The following is a 22,984-nucleotide window of genomic DNA, read 5'->3' as shown; positions in this document are numbered from 1 at the left end:
CTGCACATCATCGTACAACTCTCTGGTGTCCATGGGCATCAGGGAGTTTTTTGTTTTTTTAGTATGACCCGATATATACTTACGAAGTAACAGTGTCCGTATGGGAACCATTCGTTCCCGATTAGGAAAGGGGATAGGTCGATGATGTATACATTGAATCCAAATGATCTGACGAGCAGAGATAATTATAAATTGATGAGCGGTTCGGTAGTGCCGCGACCGATTGCTTTTGTTACAACCCTATCAGAAGACGGCAGCGTCGTGAATGCAGCCCCGTTCAGTTTCTTTAATGTCGTTAGCTCCGATCCGCCGTTGTTGTCCATTTCCATTAACCGTAAGGATGGAGTGATGAAAGATACCGCCCGCAATGTGATTGCAGGGCAAGAGCTGGTCGTACATATCTGCGACGAATCAATCGTTAACGAAATGAACGAGACAGCAGCACTGCTTGAGCCGCATGAGAGCGAGCTGGAGCGAACCAGCCTGACGACGGTACCCAGTTCAGTTGTGGCGGTTCCCGGAATACAGGAAGCACTGATCCGCATGGAATGCCGTCTGTATCAGCATATTCCGGTGTCTAATGACGAAGGAAAACCTGTAACGGATCTGCTTCTCGTTCGCATCGTACAGTATCACTTTAATGAAAAAGTGTATGACCCCGCTCATCACTACATTTTGATGGATCATCTTAAGCCTGTAAGCCGGCTTGCGGGCAATGATTACGCTAAACTTGGTGAGCGATTCACGGTAGTTCGGCCTGTATAAGGTCATTCACTTGGTCATTTACTTTTCATCTTTTCATATGAGATCCTCATGTTAATTATCTAAATCGATTAATCAAGACGGACAACCTGTGCGAACGTGCAGGTCTTGTCCGTCTTTCCTTGTTTGCTGAACATAAACTTCTTCTGGGTTGAATAGACTTGTACTATTCTGGTGTGTTACTTGATTGTATTGTAGGCGCTGCTAGCCATCATAAATGAAGAATGAAATGCCAATCTGATAGAAGAGGAGCTTGGATATGGGTTATCGCAGCCTTGCTTACCTCATAGGCCGATATCCACGGTTCATCATGATCAGCTGGGTTTTTATTATCGGGGTATCTGCCGTATGGGCATGGAATCTGCCCGGCGTTCTTCAGGATCATGGGTTGAAACGGATTCATGGAGATGCACATCATATTGAGCGTATTCTTAAGGATGACTTCGGAATACCGGATGATCCGATTATTGTCGTTTATGAAAAGCAGACAGGCACCTCTCCAGCAGAATTTCGGAATTGGGTCAACAGACATTTGCAAGAGGTAGCCACGCTGCCCCATATTTCAACCATAATCTCTCCACTTGAGGCTGGAAGAAGCGCAATGATGCGGGATGGTACGGCATATGCACTCCTGGATTTTAGTGTACCGGCACACCGGATGAATGCTCCCATTGAGCAGCTTCGTTCCCTGAATACAGCAGGTGATCAAGGAATGATTCGTTTAACCGGCAAGCCCGTAGTTCAGCAGGATGTGAATCAATTGAGCTTTCGGGATCTGGAGCGTGCGGAAATCGTTGGCTTACCAATTGCCCTGGTTATTCTGTGTTTTGCTTTTCGAGGTTTATATGCGGCACTTGTTGCCGTATTTATGGGGATCGTCGGTGTGGTCACAGCCATGGGTTTGACCTCTCTCATGGGGCATTACGTGGAACTTTCGAATTTCGTTATTAATGTCATACCGATGGTGGGAATGGCGTTAAGCATCGATTTTGCGCTGATCATTCTAAGCAGATTCAGGGATGAGATGCAATTGTCTCCGCATGATCATGGGCATAGTTCGTATGAGATTATCCAGAGGACACTGCGTACAGCCGGAAGGGCTGTTTTATTTTCTGCCGCTTGTGTGCTGCTTGGCCTGTTGTCGCTGGTCTGGATCAGACTCCCCATGTTTCTGAGTGTCTCGCTTGGTGCCATGACGGTGCTGATGATATCCGTGTTAATCAATGTGACCTTACTGCCAGCCATTCTTACCCTCTATGCCCAGCGGATCTTTAAACGAAAAAAGCAACTTTTAAACCGTACGCCGCCGCGTAAACCCTCCATATGGCTTCGATGGTTTGGCACAGTGATGAAACGACCGATACGGATGACCTTGTTGGGTACAGGTATTCTGCTGTTCTGTGTGCTTCCGGTTAGGCAGTTGGAGATGGCGATTCCGGACGCAACCTCATTACCAGCAACCATAGAATCCAGACAAGCTGCAGAGAGGATGCAGCAGGTATTCGCTCAAAAGGATATCGCTTCCGTTGACATCCTCATCGGAGGAACGGGAGAGAGGTTAACCGCATCACACTGGAATGCGGCGCTTCGAAAGGTAAGGGAATTGCAAAAGGATGAGGATGTTCTTCAGATTGAATCCGTCTGGGGAATGGATCGGAAGTACAGGCCAGGACAGAACAGAACCTTGCCGATTGGAGGCGTGAGCAGCGAGCTGATCTTGCACGATTCGCTTCTCTCCTCATACGTATCTGAGGATGCTATTCGTCTGGTGGCGACCATTAAGGGAGATCCCGGATCGGAACAGGCTGCAGACTGGCTGAACATGATGAATGACAGGGACGCGCAACAAGGCGCTCAGGGGGTACCTATTCGGTATGGCGGAGAAGCTGCTTCCCAAGTTGAGATTATTCAGGAAATTTTGGGACAGCTGCCCAAGGTGCTGGTTTTCGTAATCGTATCTAATTACATTGTACTGCTAATGGCATTTCGTTCGCTGCTGATTCCAATCAAAGCGATTCTGATGAATATACTCAGCCTGACAGCTTCTTTTGGAGTATTGGTGCTAGTCTTCAATCAGGGACATCTGGGGATGGAGCCCTCGGCGATTGCCATCATGATTCCGGTGTTTATCGCTGGACTTGTCTTCGGTATTTCAATGGACTATGGCGTATTTATGCTCAGCCGGATACAGGAGTTGTATCGTCTGACAGGAGATAGTGACCAGGCGGTCATGCAGGGACTTGCTTCAACAGGTCGACTGATTACATCGGCTGCTGCCATTCTGCTTGCTGTGACTATACCTTTTGCCTTTGGAGATGTGGAAGGAGTGAAGCAGCTTGGCGTTGGCATTACTGCTGCGGTGCTCATTGATGTCACAGTCATTCGTTTGCTGCTCGTGCCAGCACTTATGAAGCTGATGGGAAAATGGAATTGGTGGCTCCCAGGACAAAAACATAACGCTTGATCAGCATGGATCTGATTACCCAGCTTGCAAAATGTTCCTATAAGGTAGCCATCAGATGATAAAGGGAGATTCCTGAAGTCTGCTTTTGCAGGCTAGGGGAATGTCTCCTTTTTCATAAGAATAGCAGGGTTTTGGGGTAATGCAGCATGAATATTAAATTCATAGGCCATGGGCTTGCACTATAATGTACTGGAAAATAGTACGGATGTTGATTCGTATAGTTCATTTATTATGTTTTATTCCATATGGATTGGTGCAGTGAATGAACAAGGAGGTTTACCATTAATGACTGCGATTGAATCTTATCTGCAACAACAAACAACTAAACGCGGACGTTATGCATATCAGGCAGGACAGCCTTTGGAACAATGGAGTGAACAGCTGCGTTCAAGAATACGTGCACGACTTGGTGGTTTTCCGGCTGATGATGCAGAGCTGAATGCTGTCGTGTTGGAGCGTATTGCCTGCGAGGGTTACGTGAGGGAACGCGTGGAAATAACGACCTATGCAGGCTTGCGAATGCCAATTTACGTATTGATTCCTAATGAGTTAAGTAACACAAATACACCTGTGCCTGCCATGATTGCCTGTCATGGCCATGGATATGGGAGCCGGGAGATAAGCGGTATGGAGCCTGACGGCTCACCGCGAGCGGCAGCACCCGGACTGCATAAAGATTTTGCCGTATCCCTGGTGCAGCGAGGGTACATGGTTGCCGCTCCAGAATTGCTCGGATTCGGAGATCGAAGACTGGAAGAGGATAAGGATAAACCGTCAGGAATTAGCTCCTGCACGAAGATTGCAGCTCATCTGCTCATGGCAGGACAGACACTGGCCGGACATCGTGTCTACGAGACGATAAGGGTGCTTGATTATTTGTCTACCCGCCCTGAAGTTCATGCAGAGAGGATTGGAATCATGGGCATCTCGGGTGGAGGGCTCGTTGCGGCCTTTACGGCTGCGCTGGATGTAAGATTCCAGGCTGCGGTAATCAGCGGATATGCCAGTACCTTTCAAGCAAGTATTCTGGACCGGAACCACTGTCTTGATAATTACATTCCAGGCATCTTGCGGGAAGCAGAGCTGCCGGATATTATCGGACTGATCGTGCCAAGACCATTATTCATTGAAGCAGGAAAGGACGATCGGGTATTTCCGCAGGCCGCGGCGAGAGAAGCTTTCACCAGGTTGGAGGAGATCTATGCACAAGAGGGTGCACTGAATGCTTTGGGTGCCGACTTCTTTGCAGGCGGGCACGAAATCAGTGGTGCCAAGGCGTACGATTGGCTGGACAGGTTTTTATAATTCACCGCGTCACTGGACCCAAAAACAACCCCGTAACAATACGCACTGGTGCGTTTGCTGCGGGGTTGTTTTAATAGGAATTGAATTGGTCTTCATCATTCCATCATATCCTTGGCCTCATGGTTGACTTTTTTACCTTTGAGCAGCGGTTCAAGCTCATCCTGTACACTCTGTTCCCAGAGTGGAACGTCTGTCCGATATGCTGCGCGCGCATTCAGATGCCCGGCAACCGGAGCGGTAATAAAGACAAACACAATGCCAAGAAGTACGCGTGCACTAATGTAGTTGTCGAAGTACCAGAAGAAGAGAAATGTTCCGATGAGCACGCAAAACACACCGAGTGTTGTACTTTTAGTCGCGGCATGCGCACGCAGGTAAACGTCTGGTAATCGTATGAGTCCAAAGGCGCTAAGTGCACTCAGTAAAGCTCCGCACAGAACAATCAGACCGATAGCAATTTCAGCGGTTCCATTAACGATCTCCTTCATTTTTGAATACCGCCCCCCGTTCAATATAACGTGCGAATGCCACTGTACTAAGAAAAGCAAGAATACCAATCAGCAGGATGATATCCAGATAGGCCTGTGTGTGAAGCATCATGGACAGCACAGCTACAATGGCGATGACGTTAATGCCGATGGTATCCAGGGCCGTAATCCGGTCAGCCATGGAAGGACCGCGCAGCACACGGTACAAGCAACCCAGGATGGCCAAGGACAGTACAAGCAGGGATATAAATAACATTGAGGATAGCATTATCGCGTCACCTCCATAATGGCTTTTTCAAACGTATTTTTGATATCATCCCTCATTTTTTGTTCATCCTTGATATCCAGTGCATGAATGAACAGTTTTCGTTGATTCCCAGATATCTCAAGTGGTAACGATCCCGGTGTCAGCGAGATGAGCAGGCATAAAAAGGTAACCTCCCAATCGGAAGACAATTGAGTCCGGTAGGTAAAAATGCCAGGACGAATTTCAAGCCTGGGCTTGATAATCTGGCGTATAACCTCAATACTGGCTCGTATTAATTCCTTGAACAGCAGATAAAGCAGCTTCATGATGGCCCAGACTCGAACGATATAGAAGCGCTGGGGGAAGAACCGCCGCATACTCCCGATTAACAGCAGACCGAGCAGGTAACCAATAAGAAAACCAATGCCATTCCAGGCATTGTTCAGAAACATCCATACAAAGGCAATGATAAGATTTAGTATGATCTGAAAGGCCATAAGCATCTACTCCTTCAATACTGCATCAATATAAATATTGGGATGCAGCAGAATGTCGCCTGCGCGGGAGGTTAGCTGAAACATTCCTTCAGCCCCCAAGCCCATGACGATAATAAATATGAACAGGATGCCTGCAGGGATTAAGAGTCCGTTTACCGCGTAAGGCCGTCTAACGATACCTGCTGGCGGTTCGCCCCAGAAGGCCTGAATGAAAATGCGCAGGACCGAGTAGAGCATCAGCAGGCTGGAGAGTACCGCAATTCCTGTAAGACCGTATAGGCCGGCCTGCAAGCCACCCTCGAAGAGCAGCAGCTTACCCGGGAAACCACTGAATGGAGGAATACCTGCCAGGGCAAGTGCGCTGATGAAGAACATCCATCCAAGCAGCGGATAACGATGGAGCAATCCACCCATGTTTTCAAGTTTGGACGTACCCGCAACGGCGATCAGGGCACCTCCCAGCAAGAAGAGCAGCGTTTTGATCAACATGTCATGCAGCATGTAGAAGAGCAGCCCTTCCAGAGCCTGACGACTTGCAGCGGCCATGCCGAAGGCCACAAACCCGACACCTGCAACCACGTTATAGACCAAAATTTTGTTCACGTCACGATAGGAGATGGCGCCAATTACCCCGAGGATCATGGTTGCGCCAGCCATCCAGCCGATTAAGGCATTGAAGAAATCCGGATCATGATAAAAAATGAGCGTGAATGTGCGCACAATCGCGTACAGCCCTACTTTGGTCAGCAATCCGGCGAACAAAGCCGTTACTACGGCAGGCGGAGCTGCATAGGAGCCTGATAGCCAGAAGAAGAGGAACAGACCCGCTTTGATGCTGAACACAATGAGAAACAGGACAGCAATCAGAGTAATTACACCACTCTGACCCACCTCGGCAATCCGATTGGACAAGTCCGCCATATTCAGCGTGCCTGTTACCGAATACAGGAAGCCGATGGAGGCGACAAACAAAGCGGAAGAAACGATGTTGATCAGGACATACTTGATCGTTTCACGAAGCTGTCTTTCCGTTCCTCCCAGCACAATTAGTGCGTAGGAAGAGATCAGCATCAGTTCAAAACAGACAAAGAGGTTAAACAGATCGCCTGTCAGAAAAGAACCGTTCACGCCTGCAATCAGAAAGTGAAAGAAGACGTAGAAATGATGCTCCTCCCTCTCTTGGTTAATGCTTCGGAAAGCATACAGCAGACATGCCAGAGCAATGATGGAAGCAGCCACAACGAGCAGTGCAGATACCATATCAGCTACCAGAACGATACCGTACGGTGGAGCCCAGCCGCCCATATTAAGGGTTTGTACGCCCGAGCTCGCGACCTGTGTAATTAAAACGGTTGATGCAGCAGCGGTCAATAGTGTCCCAATGACACTGACTATGCGTTGAATGCGGACTTTACGGAAAAACAGTATGGTAATAACACCTGTAATTAGCGGTAGAAGCAAAGGTAGAACCACAAGGTTATTCATATGGGCGCCCCCTTACTTCTTCCATATCGTCCGTTCTCAATTTTAGATAAGAGCGGTAGGACAGAACAAAGAAGAAAGCAGTTAGCCCGAAATTGATGACAATGGAAGTCAAAATCAGCGCCTGGGGCAGCGGATCGACATAGCTTTCTGCATTTTCTCCCAGCAAGGGAGGAGCACCTGTCTTAAGACGTGACATCGTAATCAGCAGCAGATGCACCCCATGCGTGAGGATGGACATGCCTAACACGATTCGGAGCAGGCTCCGTGACAAGATTAAAAAGACGGCGACGGCAAATAGTATGCCAACGGCAACGCACATCAATATTTCCATATCAGCGATCCTCCCCGATCTGTAGAATGATGGTCATGGTGACACCAAGGACAGCGATATACACGCCGAGATCGAACAGCATCGCGGTCGCAAGCTCCGTCTCTCCCAGCAAAGGAAGTTCGAAATAACCGAAGGTCTGACTGAGGAAGGGAACCCCGAATAAAAAGGAGCCGGCCCCCGTCAACAGGGCAATAGCTAATCCAACAGCCGTCAACGTACGAAAATCAATGGGCAGCGCCTTGCGTACCGTATCCGTACTGAATGCAAGAGCAATCAAGACCAGTGCAGCGGCTGTGACCAGTCCACCAATGAAACCGCCACCGGGGTTATGATGTCCCGCGAAGAACAAATGCAGCGCAAACGTCAAAATGATAAAGACGACTACTTTGGTTGTCGTTTGCAGCAGCACATCGTTACTCTGTAAGGGAACGGTATCCCAGGTGGAGGAGCTGCGTTCCTGATTGCCATATTTTTTCGTATTATCGGCTTCTTCATCCAGATTATCGTTATCTTTGGTTTCTTCTTTTTTGCGGAATTTCAATCGCGCTCCGAGATCCTTGGCTTCAAGATTCAGATTAATCATGGAGTAGATGGATAGTGAGGCTACCCCCAGCACCATGATTTCCAGAATCGTATCAAATCCGCGGAAGTCTACGAGCAGTACATTGACGACGTTTTTACCTCCTGCAAGGTCATAGCTCTCCTGAATGAAGAAATTGGAGATGCTCTCCAGCGAAGCTGTTCCGCTTGCAGCAAGAGCTACGAAGGTCATTACGATACCCACCGCAATAGCAACAATCATGTTTACGCTGAGATACCTGCGGCTGGACCGGCCACGTTGAAGCTCAGGCAGATGGTAGAAGCACAGCAGGAACAGCGCAACCGATACGGTCTCCACAATCATCTGGGTTAATGCCAGATCGGGTGCACGGAACAATACAAATAGCAGCGTAACCAGATACCCGACAGCACCCGTCATAATGACCGCAGAGAGCCTGTTTTTTGCAAACGGAATGGAGACTGCAGCAGCAATCAGGGCGACAAGCAGCACCGCTTCATAGAATGAGAAGGGAGCATGCCCCTTGAAATTCCAGGTAATATTCTCGCCTGAGCGGAAAAAGGCATAGCCAAGCAGTGCAACGGTGAACGAGAAGATGTACACCAGATAATTGCGGACAGATCCATTCATGTAAGCTTCCGTCCATTTGCGGGCATAATGCTGCACATTATCCAGAATGACGTGATACATATTGTTAATGGTCAGGCCTTGGGGGTAATGTTCATACACATTTCTCCAGCGAGGTAACAGTTTATACAGCATGATACCAAGAATAATGACACCGATGGTCATGATTAATTCCGGAGTTATTCCGTGCCATAAGGAGAAGTGAACGTCAAAATGCTCGTTTCCGTCCAGCAGTGCTGGAAGCACGGAGGCCATCGCCGGCTCGATAAGCGATCCAGCCAGCAGATCCGGGAAAAGTCCGAATGTAATGACAAGTACACCGAGCATTACCGGAGGAATCAGCATACCCACCGGAGCTTCATGCAGCTTCTCCGCCGGAAGCTCCGTTCGGCGGTTACCGAGGAACGTTTTGAACACGATGATCAGCGCATAGATTAAGGTAAATACGCTGGCGAGCCAAGCGAGTACAGGCAACAGGATGCTCCATGAACCAAGTCCGAAGATGCGCAGATGTGTCACTTCAACCATGGCTTGGAAGAACAGCTCTTTACTCAAGAAACCGTTGAAAGGCGGAATACCCGCCATGGCAAGTGCTCCCACAAGCGCTACAGTGAACGTGATTGGCATAAAGGAAGCAAGTCCTCCGAGCTTGCGAATATCGCGGGTCCCCGTTTCATGATCGACAATGCCAACGACCATAAACAGCGCTGCCTTGAAGGTCGCGTGATTGAAGAGATGAAGTAGGGCTGCTGTAATTGCAACCGTATAAACGGCAGAGGAATCGCCATATCCGAAGTAGAGTGCTGCGGAGCCGACGCCAAGCAGGGACATGATTAATCCAAGCTGTGAGATCGTGGAATATGCGAGAATGGCCTTCAGGTCGTTCTTCTTCACAGCAAGGAATGATCCATAACATAAGGTCAGAAGACCTACGCCAGTGACCAGCCAAAACCAGGTTCCCTCTCCCCCAAAGATGGGCGTGAAGCGGGCTATAACGTACAAGCCAGCCTTAACCATTGTGGCCGAATGCAGATATGCACTGACGGGGGTTGGAGCTTCCATCGCATCCGGCAGCCAGATGTGGAAGGGAAACTGCGCGGATTTGGTAAATGCCCCGATCAGTATCAGCACCAGTGCAGGCAAAAATAATGCACTATCCTGAATCTGTCCCCATTCCGTAATGGTTGCACGGATACTAAACGTTCCAGTCATCAAGTACATCATCATGAATCCCGCTAACATGGCGAACCCGCCAAACACGGTAATCAAAAACGACTTTTGAGCGCCTGAAGTTGAAGCCTTGCGTTTGTAATGAAACGCGATTAGCAAGAATGACGTGATACTTGTAAGTTCCCAGAATCCGTACAATACAATCATGTTATCGGACAGAACAACGCCCAGCATGGCCCCCATAAACATGAGCAAATACAGGTAGAAGCGGTTCAAATCCTCTTTTTTGTCCATGTAGTAGATGGAGTAAAACACCACCAGAACTCCGATCCCGGTAATAAGTAGTGTCAACAGCAGGCTTAAGCCATCCAGATATAGATTAAATCCAATGTCAAGTGACGGAATCCAAGGCACATAACCGGATATCATATTTCGCTGAGACACGGAAGGTATGAGGCTTGCAAAATAACCGAACAACAGTGCCGGAACAATAAGAACCGGCCACCCCATATGTATTCTACGGAAAAAGCGGTTCAGCATCGTAAGCAAAATCCCCATGGCAAAAGGGAAAATAACAGCAAGATGAAGCAGGCTCAATATTACACCCCCAATTTCTAGTTGAAGTTCTCTCTGTACGACAGACATGCTGAATCATCATCTCATCATTGGATGATATGCTTGCTCTCTATATTCATAACCCAAGTATGTATATACAGAATCGTGACTATTCTTTGAATGGAAGAAACACGGTTGTTTTGACGGAGCAAATGGAATCGAATAATGCAAAAGGCATGTATAATAAAACAGGTCATTAATTCCGATAAAGATGAAAACGAATAGGTGACATTCCGTGTGCCCTTTACAGCATATTTCGTGTTGAAAAAGCAAGATGGTTTCACCGATTACTGGAGGCCAACATGTCTTACAAACTCAGAACGATACTTACCGTGACCTTCGCCATATTGTCCTTGCTGGTGACATTAACGATCGGTTATATTTTTAGTCAAAAATCAGCGGTCGCTGTTGAAACGGAGATTGGTCACTCGCTGACCAGCACGGCTTCTCAGACAACAGACAAGCTGGATCGCTTCATGTGGGCGCGTTCCGGAGAACTGGAGCTTCTTGGCCAGATGGCTGCACTTGAAGATCGCTTCGAGCCTGCTGATATACAGATGCTGCTGAATCAGCTACAGAATAGCTTTCCCACATTCTCCTGGGTTGGATTCATGGATCCAAAAGGAAAAGTACTTGCCTCAACAGACGGCATATTGCGCGGTGAAGATTTATCTGAACGGCCTGTGTATCAGGAAGGAATCAAGGGTAAGTTTATTGGAGACGTACATAACGCAGTGCTTCTAGCCAAGTTGCTTCCGAACCCTACCGGAGAACCACTGCAATTTGTCGATATCAGTTTTCCCTTGAAATATAAAAATGGTGAGATTGCTGGCGTACTGGCTGCGCATTTAAGCTGGGAATGGGCTAAAGAAGTGGAGAAAGGCGTCCTCGAGCCTTTGAAATACCGGGAAAAGGACATTGAATTGTTTATTGTGAGCAAGAGAGAACATACGGTGCTGCTTGGTCCTGACGAATGGGTTGGCAAACCGTTAAAGTTGTCCGGAACGGAAACAGCGGAGATCAACAAGACGAGCTGGTCCATAGAGAAGTGGGCTGACGGTAAGGAATATGTTACCGGACTCGCATACAGCCAGGGTCATCTGGATTATCCCGGTCTCGGGTGGACTGTTGTCGTTCGCCAGCTCAAATCAACGGCTTTTGCTTCCGTATCCGATATGTTATGGTTCAACGTTTGGGCGGGGCTTGCCGTTACCGTATTATTTGCGCTCATTGGATGGTTGCTTTCTCGCCTGATCTCTTCGCCAATTACTCGATTAACTAAAGTGGCAGACCAACTTCGTGCAGGTAATGAGGTGCAGATTCCGGAGAACAGGGGGATTAAGGAGATCGAAGTGTTATGTCGCTCGCTCAGGGGCATGCTAACCGCACTTACCAATAAAGACTCGGAACTCGTTTTTATGCAGAATTTGGCCCATTACGACCAACTGACAGGTTTGCCAAACCGGACAGCACTCGAAGTTTATTTGGAGGAATCACTTGAGACGGAGAGTACGGATCACACATTGACTTTCCTCTATCTGGATTTGGATGGATTCAAAAGTGTGAATGATACCCTTGGACACCAAACCGGAGACGTCCTGCTTCAAAAAGTGGCCCAGCGTTTAATGGCCCTCAGCCACGACAAGGGAATTACGGTTCGTTTGGGCGGCGATGAATTTCTCATTGTACTCCGTTCCATTGGGGCTAATCCAAAAGAAGAGGCACAAGATTATGCGAATGAGATTATCCAGAGCTTGAATAAACCATTTATCATTGAGTATGAGCGGATCCATATTGGATGCAGTATCGGTGGTGCCGAGTATCCGACAAACAGCGGCAATCCGAGTGAAATTATCCGTTTGGCAGATGAAGCCTTGTATGAATCGAAGCGTTCGGGCAAGAATAAAATGACATTCTATGTGGATTTGAACAAGGATCAGGATGAGTAGGATACCCAAAACAAATAAGAATTGATGACGGACTGGAGGAATATCATGTCTGGAAATTATACATCGGTTCCGTACGGTTACGAACCGCCTGCAGCAAGCCGGAAAGGTACACTGATTTTCTACGATTCATTCGAGCATGTGACCGATGAACAACTTCAACATGCAGCAGTCACTTCAGATACGCGCGCATTTACACAGTTGGTCCTTTATCCGCTGCATGAGAACACGGTTAAGCGTATGAGCAAGGAGGGGGTACTGCCGTATTATAAGAGAGAGGACCGCTTGCATGAGTGGAAACGAGATCATACGGAGTTCCGTATTAAGGTGGAGGGACTGGAAGGCAAGAGGAAGAAATACACACCAATGGATTCGGCTCTGCGTCATCTGACTGCTGAATATCCGGCGCCTCATTTTCTGTACCTCACCTCTGAAATGGCGAATCTGTTTGCATCGTTCGACTCGTTCAAGGACTGGATTACGAAACTTCGTCTGCTTATTGATGGCCAGCCGGGTACACTTCATCCCAAGTTGGAGCAGTATGCCCATCGCTGGGAATGGGCCGAGTAAGACGAATATTCTAGATGTAAAAAAAGTTGCACTGCACAACCGAATTCGGTGTGCGGTACAACTTTTTTTGATGTCTCTTGTATTCACTAAACCTCAACAAGGTCAATGGAAGTCACGGTTTTGTTTTTACCCGTCCTTTTGGCAGCGTATAGACAGGCATCCACCTCTTCAAACAGCTTTTCTTTGGTCAGCCGGGCATTGAAACTTTTGAGTCCCACACTTACGGTGATGGAATTCCCTTCCAGTTCCAAATGGCCCATCAGGGCTATTTTTTGACGAATCTGTTCCACGAGAGCGTAAGCCTGATCGAAGGACTGTTCAAACATAAGCAATGCGAATTCCTCACCGCCATAACGGGCTGCAATATCACTTGAAGTGATGTTCTCCTGAATGACATGCGAAACTTTCTCCAGTATGATATCACCCACCCGATGTCCATAGGTGTCATTGATCGATTTGAAATCATCAATATCAATGAGAGCCAAATGAAGGCTCATACCGCTCTTGGCATACTCATATGCTTTATCGTAATAGTCTTTGAATGAGCTCTGGTTATACAGATTGGTAAGCCCATCGGTTTTGGACTGCTTGGTCATAATGGCATTTCGTACAATCAGTTCCTGCTTGGCTAACATGCTGTCCTTGAGATCATCCAATACCTCAACGCCACTTGTAACAATGACCTGAGCTACATATGTACCGACAATGAGAAAGGCTGGGATGGAGACCATGTCAAAGGAAGTCAGATAGGAACGATAGCCTGAATCAAACAGAACCAAAACATAACCCGTCGTTTGCATCAAACATGCGGTCCAGACCCGTTTTCTGCTAAAAAACAAAACCGACGTGAAGATGGGCAGCAGGCTGATCGCTTGGATAATTCGAATGTCATAATTGACATGAATGATCGTCCAGGCAACAACTGTGCTGGCTGCTGACATGGCATAGAACGAAAAGGGACTGAAGCGTCGGTCGATCCAACTGGCGATCATAATGGAAGCAATACTTGAGGCTGTGGGCCAGATTAGAACATGAATGATGAAATCCTCAGGAGTGCGATCATAGTCCAAGAACAGGAAACAGCCGATCTGAACGACGAAATGTGTAATTACAACAACCCAATATGCATGAAGCATTTTTTTGATCCATTTGGAATGCTTGAATTCATATTCTGTTGGAATATGGTTGCTATGTGTAGACAAACTCTTCATATATCACCGCTGACTGCATCATAATGGTACGACAGAATGACTCTCGTATTAGTTGATTATAAAACAGATTGTGCAAAACGCAAATGTTAATTAAATGGGTGAATACAAAGTGACATATACACAGAACCGAGCAGAAACTTTTCACAGGGACAAACAAATTTCGGAATGAACCTCATAGACTGAACCAAGGCTCCGTCTCATACGATGATTACAATCCTTGATGAAGGAGGTGATCTCTATTCCTCTTGTCGTTCGTTCAACCGTCAATGCTACAGGAGCAATTACATTTACAGGAAATACACTCGGTTTGAGTCGTTCCGAAACGGCAGGGGTGCCGGGAACACAAGACAGTATTGGGGCATTCACGACGACCAACACGGCCGTAAGTTTTGGGACATATCCAGCAGGTACGACAAGTTTGTATCAGAGCAACAGCTCAGCTGCGATACTCGTCCTTCCAGCAGGCAGTACAGTTCTATACGCAGAGTTGATCTGGGGCGGAAGTTATATTAATGGCAATGTGAACCTGAGTGCAGCCATCAACAATCCTGTCACGTTTATCACCCCTGCAGGGACATCCAGCGTTACTCCTGACCCGGCGACATACAATCAATTCGATCTGGGGAACGGCGCTGCCGGATATGTGCGTTCGGCCAATGTTACATCGCTGGTACAAAGTGGGGGAGCGGGTACATATATCACCGGAGCGGTCGTGGGAACGATCGTTATCAACAATGATGCCACGGCCAACCATGCAGGCTGGACACTAGGAGTCATTTATCAAAATCCGAATCTGCCATTCCGTAACATGTCACTGCGGGCTGGCGGAGTACTTGTCCAATCGACTTCAGCACCGGTGGTTACCACACTGACAGGATTTGCGACTCCGATCTCAGGCACGCTCGGAGGAAGAGCGCTGTTCAGTGCGCAGGAAGGTGACGCGAATCGCACCGGAGACCAGGCGTTATTTGGACCAACGTCGGCGACCTCGGTTGCTTTGTCAGGGCCTAACAACCTGGCAGCCAACTTTTTTGCATCCCAAATCAACGGAGACACCGGAGCACTTAACACGACAGGAACCTTTGGAACCCGGAACCAGATCAACGGTGCACCAGGCTCCAACATTTCTGGCGGACGACAGGGCTGGGACATCACCAATGTGGATGTGTCAGCCAGACTGATCAACAATCAATCTTCAGCCGTGTTGACGTTAACTACATCGGGAGATGCATATATCGTTAACGGCAATGCCATTCAGGTCGATATTAATGCACCAAGAATTACCGTATCGAAGGGATCAACGGCCACCGGTGCGGTAGCAGGGGACAGCATTCTCTATACGGTTACGGTTGCCAACGCAGGTACGGCCAGCGCCGCCAGTGTAGTGCTATCGGACTCGTTGCCTGCTGGACTAACTTTTATTCCTGGGAGCGTCACAGTTGCAGGTGTATCCCGTCCAACACTGGATATAACCGCAGGCATTCCGCTGGGTTCATTAGCCCTGTCCAGCAGTATTGTTGTAACCTACCGGGCGCTTATCGGACAGGATGCAAGCATCCTGCAGCTTGTGAATTCGGCCAATGCAGCTTTTACGTTTCAGAGTGTGGCAGGAGGTCCAACCATAACAGGTGTAATTCCATCCAACAACTCCACACTTCCTGTATATTCACCGAACCTGTCCATTGTGAAGTCGGGGAGTACCACCAATGCCACGGTGGGTGACACGGTAACGTACACGCTTCAGGTAAATAACGGAGGGAATGTTGCAGCGAACGTCACATTGACAGATAACATCCCAAGTGGCAGCTCGTATGTAGCAGGCAGCTTTCGCCTGAACGGAAATGTCATTGCAGGCGCCAATCCGGCGACGGGTGTGAATTTGGGCAGCCTTGCTGCAGGCAGCGCCAATACCGTCACCTTTCAAGTGCTTGTCACAAGCTTGCCAACACCGCCAACCCTTGTGGATCAGGCTGCTGCTTCATATTCGTTCAGCTCGCCTGACGGACGGACCATAACAGGAACAGTAGCATCGAACACCTTGACGATTCCGGTGACATTACCCAATGTCACCGCGGTTAAATCCGCTTCCGTCAGTGACGTAGCCGTAGGGGAGACGTTCACCTACACCGTGGTTACCACGAACGGTGGCATTCAGCCGATTAACAATGTAATTCTGACGGATGCTCTCCCTTCAGGAACCATATTTGTTCCGGGGAGTGTGACCGTAAGAGGCACTGTCGTTGCATCGGCTAATCCAAACAGTGGCATATCTGTTGGAACATTAACTGCAGGAAGTTCCGCGACGGTGACGTTTCAGGTTACGGTTCAATCCTTGCCTGCATCAGGCTCACTGCTTAATCGGGCTTCTGTGTCCTATAGTTCAGGTGCCTTTACGGGCATTTCCAACTCCAATTCGATTACTACACCTGTGTACCAGCCGATCATTGCGATCAACAAGTCGGCGAGTCAAACGAATGCAACGTTGGGAGATCAGCTTGCATATACACTGGTGGTAACAAACAGCGGAAACATAGCAGCTCAAGTTACGGTAACCGATACCATCCCTGCAGGACTGACGTTTGTTCCGAATTCGGTAACGGTGAATGGTACTGCGCGTCCGGGAACCAGCCCCTTAACCGGAATAACGCTGGGCAGTCTTGCGCCAGGAGCCACGGCAACGGTCGTGTTTCGCGCAACACTAAGTACACTTCCATCTCCGCCAACACTGGAGAATCAGGGTACTGCAACTTACACGTACCAACTACCGAGTGGGCGGAATCTTTCAGGCTCAAGTCAATCCAATATCGTTCGCATACCTGCATCGGCCCCGAATATCTCGATTAGCAAAACGGTAAACACACCTGATGCGACGGTAGGTGACATCCTTACCTATACCGTTATTGCGACCAATGCGGGAATTAGTGCGGTCCAAAATCTGGTGATCTCGGATACGCCGACCGGCTCGGAGTTTGTGCCGGGCAGTGTCACCATTAATGGAATAGCTTCCGGAAGTGCAAGTCCGGTCTCGGGCATTGCTATCGGAACCCTGAACAGCTCAAGCAGCGTCACCGTGACCTACCAGACCAGAGTGACGTCTGTTCCATCCACAGGATCAGTGACCAACCGTGCCAGCGCAGCGTTTACGTCGGGCAGTTTTAATGGTGTCTCTTCATCGGTTACAGTTAGTACACCCATATTTCAGCCCGTCATTCAAGTAGTGAAATCAGCAAGTACAACCAATCTGACGGTAGGCGATACCTTTAATTACAGCATTCAGATTAACAACACTGGTAACATCGCCGCTTCGGTTACTTTGACAGATCCGATTCCTGCGGGAGCTGTTTTCAGTACGAACAGTGTTATCATTAATGGTGTACCTACGCCAGGTGTAAGTCCGGCAACAGGTATTAGTTTGGGATCGATTGCAGCGAACTCAAGTACAACCGTTACTTTTGTCGCAACGGTCACAAGTTTGCCTGATTCAAGACAGTTGACTAACCAAGCGGTCGCTTCATTCTCCTACACACTTCCAAGTGGAAGGACGATTGCCGGATTCTCGTCATCCAACTCCATCACGATCCCTGTCTCTCTTCCCAATGTAACGATTGTTAACAGTGACAATGTAGAATACGGGGTAGTCGGCGATGTCATCAGGTACACATCTGTTATTCGCAACAACGGAACCGTAGCAGTTAACAATGTGGTATATGTCAACCCTCTTCCTCCGAATACCCCATTTGTACCCGGAAGCGTCATTGTGAACGGGACTTCATTCCCGCTCTCCAATCCGACCGCCGGCATTCCAATCGGTACTTTGGCTCCAGGAGCTGAGGTTACCGTAACTTTTGAGGTGACGATTACCATGCCGATCCCTTCGCAGATTAACAATCAGTCGACGGTCAGCTTCACATCCGGTTCATTTTCGGGGTCATCCTCGTCCAATACGACACAGACTCCGGTTATCCAACCGCAGATTTCACTTGTCAAAACGGCCAATACAGTCAATGCCACCGTAGGTGATACGGTTGTATACACGGTGACTGTAAGTAACACTGGCAATTTACAGGCCAATGTTACCGTCACAGATACGATTCCTGCTGCGACTTCTTTTGTAGCCAACAGTGTTGTGGTATCAGGTGTACCGCAGCCTGGAGCGACACCGGGAACGGGTATTCCGGTAGGCATTGTTGCCGCTGGAGCAACCGCGGTTGTCACGTTTGCTGTGGTTGTGGATACACTTCCATCTCCGCAGCAGCTTAGCAACTTTGCTACATCTTCCTTTACCTTCACACCTCCGGACGGACGTACGTTGACAGGAACAGCCACCTCAAATACGCTGACGTTTCCGGTCTCTTCTCCAAACGTTGCTGTCGTTAAAAGTACACCTTCAACTGCGGCTGCCGTAGGTGATACCATCACTTATTCCGTTCAGGTAACAAACAGTGGTATAGCTCCTGTAAACAATATTCAGTTTTCGGACCCGATTCCTGCCGGGGCCTCCTTTGTCACAGGCAGTCTGACCGTCAATGGAGTAGCGCAACCTGCAGCCAACCCGGCAGGGGGGATATCACTCGGCACACTTGCTCCAGGAGCGTCCGCAACTGTAACTTTTACCTTCCGTGTGGATGCGATACCGCCAAGCGGCCAGCTGAGTAATCGATCCACAGTCAGTTTTACATCAGGGACTTTCTCGAGCACAACGTTTTCCAATACGGTGGTCACACCGGTATTCCAGCCCATTCTCACTGCAACCAAGACGGCAAGCACACTGAACGCTACTGTAGGTGACACCGTTAGCTACACGGTCACTGTCTCCAACACGGGTAACTATGGGGCCCAGATTAACCTGACGGACAATATCCCGGCGGGAACCATTCTTGTTCCGAACAGTGTCATTGTGAATGGCCAGCCGCTGCCAGCCGCCAATCCAGCCACAGGCATTTCGGCAGGCACGGTCGCTGCCGGTGCGACAACAACCATTACTTTTTCTGTGGTTATCGATACTTTGCCGTCTCCACAGCAGCTGGTGAATCAGGCTTCGGTGGCTCTTTCCTTCACATTGCCGGACGGTCGGACAATTACAGGCTCTGTTCTGTCCAATGTACTTACCATCACCGTGTCGGCTCCGGATGTCGATGTGGTGAAATCGACGACATCAACGTCGGTATCGGTTGGCGATATTGTGACATACAGCGTAGCAGTCACAAATAACGGAATTGCGACGGTCAATAATGTAGTCTTCACAGACGCGGTACCGGCAAGCACCGTTCTTGCACCAACAGGCGTATTTGTGGATGGGGTTCTTCGCCCCGCTGCTAACCCTTCAACGGGAATTACCATTGGTTCCATCGCACCTGGTGCTACCGTGACCGTTGTTTTTAGTGTGCAGGTTACAGCTCTCCCTGCAAGTGCGGTTTTGAACAATCAATCCACGGTCAGCTTTACATCAGGGGCGTTCTCAGCCACCACGTTCTCCAATACGGTTACAACACCAGTGTTCCAGCCGATTCTGACGGCGGTCAAAACGGGAGATCAGGCGATAGCCACGGTAGGGGATACCGTTGTGTACAGCATCGCCATCTCCAATGCCGGGAACTACGGGGCCTCCGTTACGTTGACCGATACGATCCCTGCCGGAACCGAACTTGTACCCAATAGTGTTATCGTCAATGGTGCATCTGTACCGGGTGCCGATCCGGCTTCGGGCATTCCACTTGGCGTCGTGTCAACAACAACCATGGTTATGTTCTCCGTTGTCATCGTCACTCTTCCGTTGAGCCAATCGATAACGAATCAGGCTTCTGCAACCTTTACGTATACGCTGCCAGACGGAAGAACACTGGGAGGCAGTCTGACTTCTAATTCACTTAACATTCAGGTATCCGCTCCGGATGTTAGTGTAACGAAAACGACAGCGGCAGTTGATGCAGTAGTAGGCGATACCATTATATATGAGATGGTTATAACCAATAATGGAATTGATCCTGTAAACAATGTGGTAATAACCGATCCCATCGATCCAGCCACCACATTTGTCGCTGGAAGTGTTCTGGTAGACGGTGTTCCGCGTGCCTCGGCTAACCCTGCGCTGGGTATCGCTATTGGAACTTTGGCTCCAGGTGCATCTGCAGCAGTGTCCTATGCGGTACGAGTCAATACGCTGCCTACACCACCTGTTGTGAGCAGTCAGTCTGCCGTAAGTTTCACATCGGGTGTCTTCTCTGGTGCTTCATATTCAAATATCGTAGTAACCCCAATTTATCAACCGATCATAGCTGTAACGAAGACGGCCAATACATCCAATGCAACGATCGGCGACACCATCGTATACTCTTTCTCCATTAACAACAGCGGAAATCTGGCTGCCAATCTGACCTTAACGGATGACATTCCGGATGGGGCTGTGCTTCTTCCAAACAGTGTATTGATTGATGGTGTTCCGCAGCCAGGAGCCAATCCGGAAACAGGCATTGTTGTAGGCACCATACCGCCAGGGGGGTCCGTTAATGTGACCGTTACCCTTGAAGTTACCGTGGATTCGCTGCCGCAAGATCAGCGGTTGACTAACCAAGCCGTCGCCAATTATACATTTAGTCCGCCGGATGGCCGTCAGTTAACGGGTACGGTGTCTTCCAACGTCCTTGTCATTCCAGTATCTGCACCTAACGTGACGGTTGTCAAAAGCACAGACGCCATTGATGCTGTTGTCGGTGATGTAATCACTTATACGGTTGTTGTTACAAACGCTGGTATTGAAGTGGTCAATAATGTGGTCATGGTTGACCCTGTGCCGGTAGGAACGGTGTTTGTACCGGGAAGTGTAACGGTGGATGGAGTGGCAAGACCAACTGGCAATCCGAATACGGGAATAACGCTCGGATCGATCGCTGCGGGCGCTTCGGTTACGGTTACATTCAGAGTAGAGGTCGTGGTGATATGAGCCAGTCCTCCGGTCCGTTGTCCCACTGGCTACAGAATCAGTCCCTGGTTCGGTTCAGCTCGGGTACGACTGAACTGGAACAGGTGGCCTACTCTAATACCGTTGTTACACCATGGGTTGGACCCAGACTTGCAGTAAGAAAGGAAGCCAATGTCACTGTTGCTGCACTGGGACAGTCGCTCACTTACCAGATTGAGATTACGAATTCAGGTAATCGAACCGCCATCGTATACGTAGTAGATCCGCTCCCGGAAGATACGTCACTGCTTCCAAATAGTGTACTTCGTGATGGCGTTCCATTACCCGGTGCATCACCTCAGCTTGGGCTGCCTCCTGCAGAGGTTACGCCGGGAGCTACACTGCGCTACCACTTTCAAGTTGCCATCGTGCGATTACCTCCGACATTGAAGCTGCTCAATCAGGCACAGGTTAACTATGAATTTCTAACACCGGAAGGCAGGACGGTTACAGGCCGAGAACTATCCAATACGGTTGAGGTCACTCTGGCCTCATCCCGTCTGGAGGTTGCCCTTCAGTCGGACCATATCCCGACCTTTTCAGGGGATATTGTTTTGTACAGTGTCGTTGTGAGCAATCCTGGATTTCTGACAGCTGCAGGTGCCAAGGTGACCATCGCTTTGGCTCCTGGCCTTGTGTTTATTCCTGCAAGTGTTGTAATTAACGGAATGTTCGCTCCCCAGATGACCCCGGATTCTGGAATAGAGATCGGTGACATTGAGCCCGGAAGTAAGGTTACTATTCAATATCGGGTACAGGTTGTTTCGGTAAGAGATGCTGAAAGCATTCCAAGTCAGGCGGTGCTGGAGTATACTTCTGCAGGCAAGCAGGAGATCGTTTATTCCAACGAAGTTACACTTGAAGTCATCCAGCCTTTTATTTCGATCCAAAAGAGGGTACATCCAGTAGTTGCCTCAGTAGATGACACCATACGATATGACATTACCATAGCGAATGAAAGCAATTATGCGGTGGATGCCAAGGTGTCAGATTCATTGCCAGCCGGCATGACTTTTGTGGAGGGGAGCCTTAGCTGGAATGGAGTCAAGCGGCCCGGGGCCAATCCGGTCAAAGGCGTTAGCCTGGGAACATTGACTGCACGGTCTGTCATTAACATTCAATTTGAAGCCAAAATTATTGAACACGGGACCGGGGTGCCTGAATCATTCGAGCTGGTTAACCAGGCGCGTCTCTTGTATACGTATCGATTGCCTGATTCACGAACGGTGCAGCGCATGGCCGCTTCCAACGAAGCAACAGTCTACCTGAAGAGCCCAATGATTAAGGTCCACGTTGAAGTAAATCCCAATTTAGTCGAGCAGGGAGGATCCGTTATTTTTCAGGTCCGCGTCGAGAATACAGGCTCTCTGTCTGCTCGTGTACAGTTGACAGGTGTTCTTCCACCTGGAGCCAAATGGCGCGGTCAAGCGGAAGATCAAGTTCAATGGAACATACCCGAATACTCTTCGCCAAGGGTTCTGCATCTGGGAGAACTGGCCCCGGGTGCGGAGAAAAATATTTCTTACGTAGCGCAGCTATCGCCAGAGGAAACGGGAACGCTGAATGGTTTCCTGACTGCCCTGTACACCTATGAACTGAACGGACAGAGAAGAAGCGGGGAAGCTCGATCGAACGAGTACACGATTGTAATCGAGTACCGTGATGAATAACGTCAATCCACTTACAGTGATGAATTGGGAAATTTGCTCCAAATGACTTCCATGACATTACACGAACGCAAATGAATGG

General features: G+C 48.8%; 14 protein-coding genes. 7 read left to right on the top strand and 7 right to left on the bottom strand.

Annotation, left to right across the window (positions count from 1 at the left end):
- The first annotated feature begins 144 nt into the window (after positions 1-144).
- The 3 genes from CHH60_RS06410 (at position 145) to CHH60_RS06400 (ending at position 4,531) form a co-directional block, all read left to right on the top strand.
- Complete coding sequence (locus tag CHH60_RS06410; protein ID WP_095358678.1) at positions 145-765, top strand: flavin reductase family protein; 621 nt, start codon at positions 145-147, stop codon at positions 763-765.
- 256 nt (positions 766-1,021) lie between these two features.
- Positions 1,022-3,226, top strand: coding sequence for an MMPL family transporter (locus tag CHH60_RS06405; RefSeq protein WP_095358439.1), 2,205 nt, complete (start codon positions 1,022-1,024; stop codon positions 3,224-3,226).
- A gap of 285 nt (positions 3,227-3,511) precedes the next feature.
- Complete coding sequence (locus tag CHH60_RS06400) at positions 3,512-4,531, top strand: alpha/beta hydrolase family protein (RefSeq protein ID WP_095358438.1); 1,020 nt, start codon at positions 3,512-3,514, stop codon at positions 4,529-4,531.
- 95 nt (positions 4,532-4,626) lie between these two features.
- Here CHH60_RS06400 and mnhG read toward each other — a convergent pair whose 3' ends face one another.
- From mnhG to CHH60_RS06370, 6 genes are read right to left on the bottom strand one after another with little or no spacing between them, the layout of a single operon-like run.
- Positions 4,627-5,019, bottom strand: a complete 393-nt coding sequence (mnhG, locus tag CHH60_RS06395) for a monovalent cation/H(+) antiporter subunit G (protein ID WP_095358437.1) — start codon at positions 5,017-5,019, stop codon at positions 4,627-4,629.
- Entirely contained in the window at positions 5,003-5,287 is a 285-nt protein-coding gene (locus CHH60_RS06390; RefSeq protein ID WP_095287537.1) for a Na(+)/H(+) antiporter subunit F1, read from the bottom strand. Before CHH60_RS06390 ends, mnhG begins: the two co-directional genes overlap by 17 nt.
- Positions 5,287-5,763: a Na+/H+ antiporter subunit E gene (locus CHH60_RS06385; protein ID WP_095358436.1), complete on the bottom strand. Its 477-nt coding sequence runs from the start codon at positions 5,761-5,763 to the stop codon at positions 5,287-5,289. The genes CHH60_RS06390 and CHH60_RS06385 overlap by 1 nt, the downstream gene beginning before the upstream one ends.
- A gap of 6 nt (positions 5,764-5,769) precedes the next feature.
- Complete coding sequence (locus CHH60_RS06380; RefSeq protein ID WP_095358435.1) at positions 5,770-7,248, bottom strand: Na+/H+ antiporter subunit D; 1,479 nt, start codon at positions 7,246-7,248, stop codon at positions 5,770-5,772.
- Positions 7,241-7,579: a Na(+)/H(+) antiporter subunit C gene (locus tag CHH60_RS06375; RefSeq protein ID WP_095358434.1), complete on the bottom strand. Its 339-nt coding sequence runs from the start codon at positions 7,577-7,579 to the stop codon at positions 7,241-7,243. Before CHH60_RS06375 ends, CHH60_RS06380 begins: the two co-directional genes overlap by 8 nt.
- 1 nt (position 7,580) lies before the next feature.
- Positions 7,581-10,580 (bottom strand): Na+/H+ antiporter subunit A, encoded by a 3,000-nt coding sequence (locus tag CHH60_RS06370; protein ID WP_441339380.1) that lies wholly within the window; start codon positions 10,578-10,580, stop codon positions 7,581-7,583.
- Between the two features lie 272 nt (positions 10,581-10,852).
- On the opposite strand from CHH60_RS06370, the gene CHH60_RS06365 reads away from it, so the two are divergent.
- The gene (locus tag CHH60_RS06365) at positions 10,853-12,499 is read left to right on the top strand and encodes a diguanylate cyclase domain-containing protein (RefSeq protein WP_095358432.1); all 1,647 of its coding nucleotides are present in this window, start codon (positions 10,853-10,855) and stop codon (positions 12,497-12,499) included.
- 45 nt (positions 12,500-12,544) lie between these two features.
- Positions 12,545-13,066, top strand: coding sequence for a hypothetical protein (locus CHH60_RS06360; protein WP_095358431.1), 522 nt, complete (start codon positions 12,545-12,547; stop codon positions 13,064-13,066).
- An 86-nt stretch (positions 13,067-13,152) separates the two neighbouring features.
- On the opposite strand, the gene CHH60_RS06355 is transcribed toward CHH60_RS06360, so the two are convergent.
- A complete protein-coding gene (locus CHH60_RS06355) occupies positions 13,153-14,202 on the bottom strand; it encodes a GGDEF domain-containing protein (RefSeq protein WP_255247839.1) in 1,050 nt (349 codons plus the stop codon).
- 295 nt (positions 14,203-14,497) lie between these two features.
- Here CHH60_RS06355 and CHH60_RS06350 point away from each other — a divergent pair, with 295 nt between their 5' ends.
- Positions 14,498-21,217 carry a DUF7507 domain-containing protein gene (locus CHH60_RS06350; protein WP_255247838.1) on the top strand — a complete coding sequence of 2,240 codons (6,720 nt, stop codon included), beginning with the start codon at positions 14,498-14,500 and terminating at the stop codon, positions 21,215-21,217.
- A complete protein-coding gene (locus CHH60_RS06345) occupies positions 21,214-22,905 on the top strand; it encodes a DUF11 domain-containing protein (RefSeq protein WP_095358429.1) in 1,692 nt (563 codons plus the stop codon). The genes CHH60_RS06350 and CHH60_RS06345 overlap by 4 nt, the downstream gene beginning before the upstream one ends.
- Positions 22,906-22,984: the final 79 nt, after the last annotated feature.

It is taken from the genome of Paenibacillus sp. 7523-1 (assembly GCF_002276415.1).
Lineage (GTDB): Bacteria > Bacillota > Bacilli > Paenibacillales > Paenibacillaceae > Paenibacillus > Paenibacillus illinoisensis_A.
Note: the sequence above shows the minus strand (reverse complement) of the source record. Positions and strands in the feature narration are given on the sequence as shown.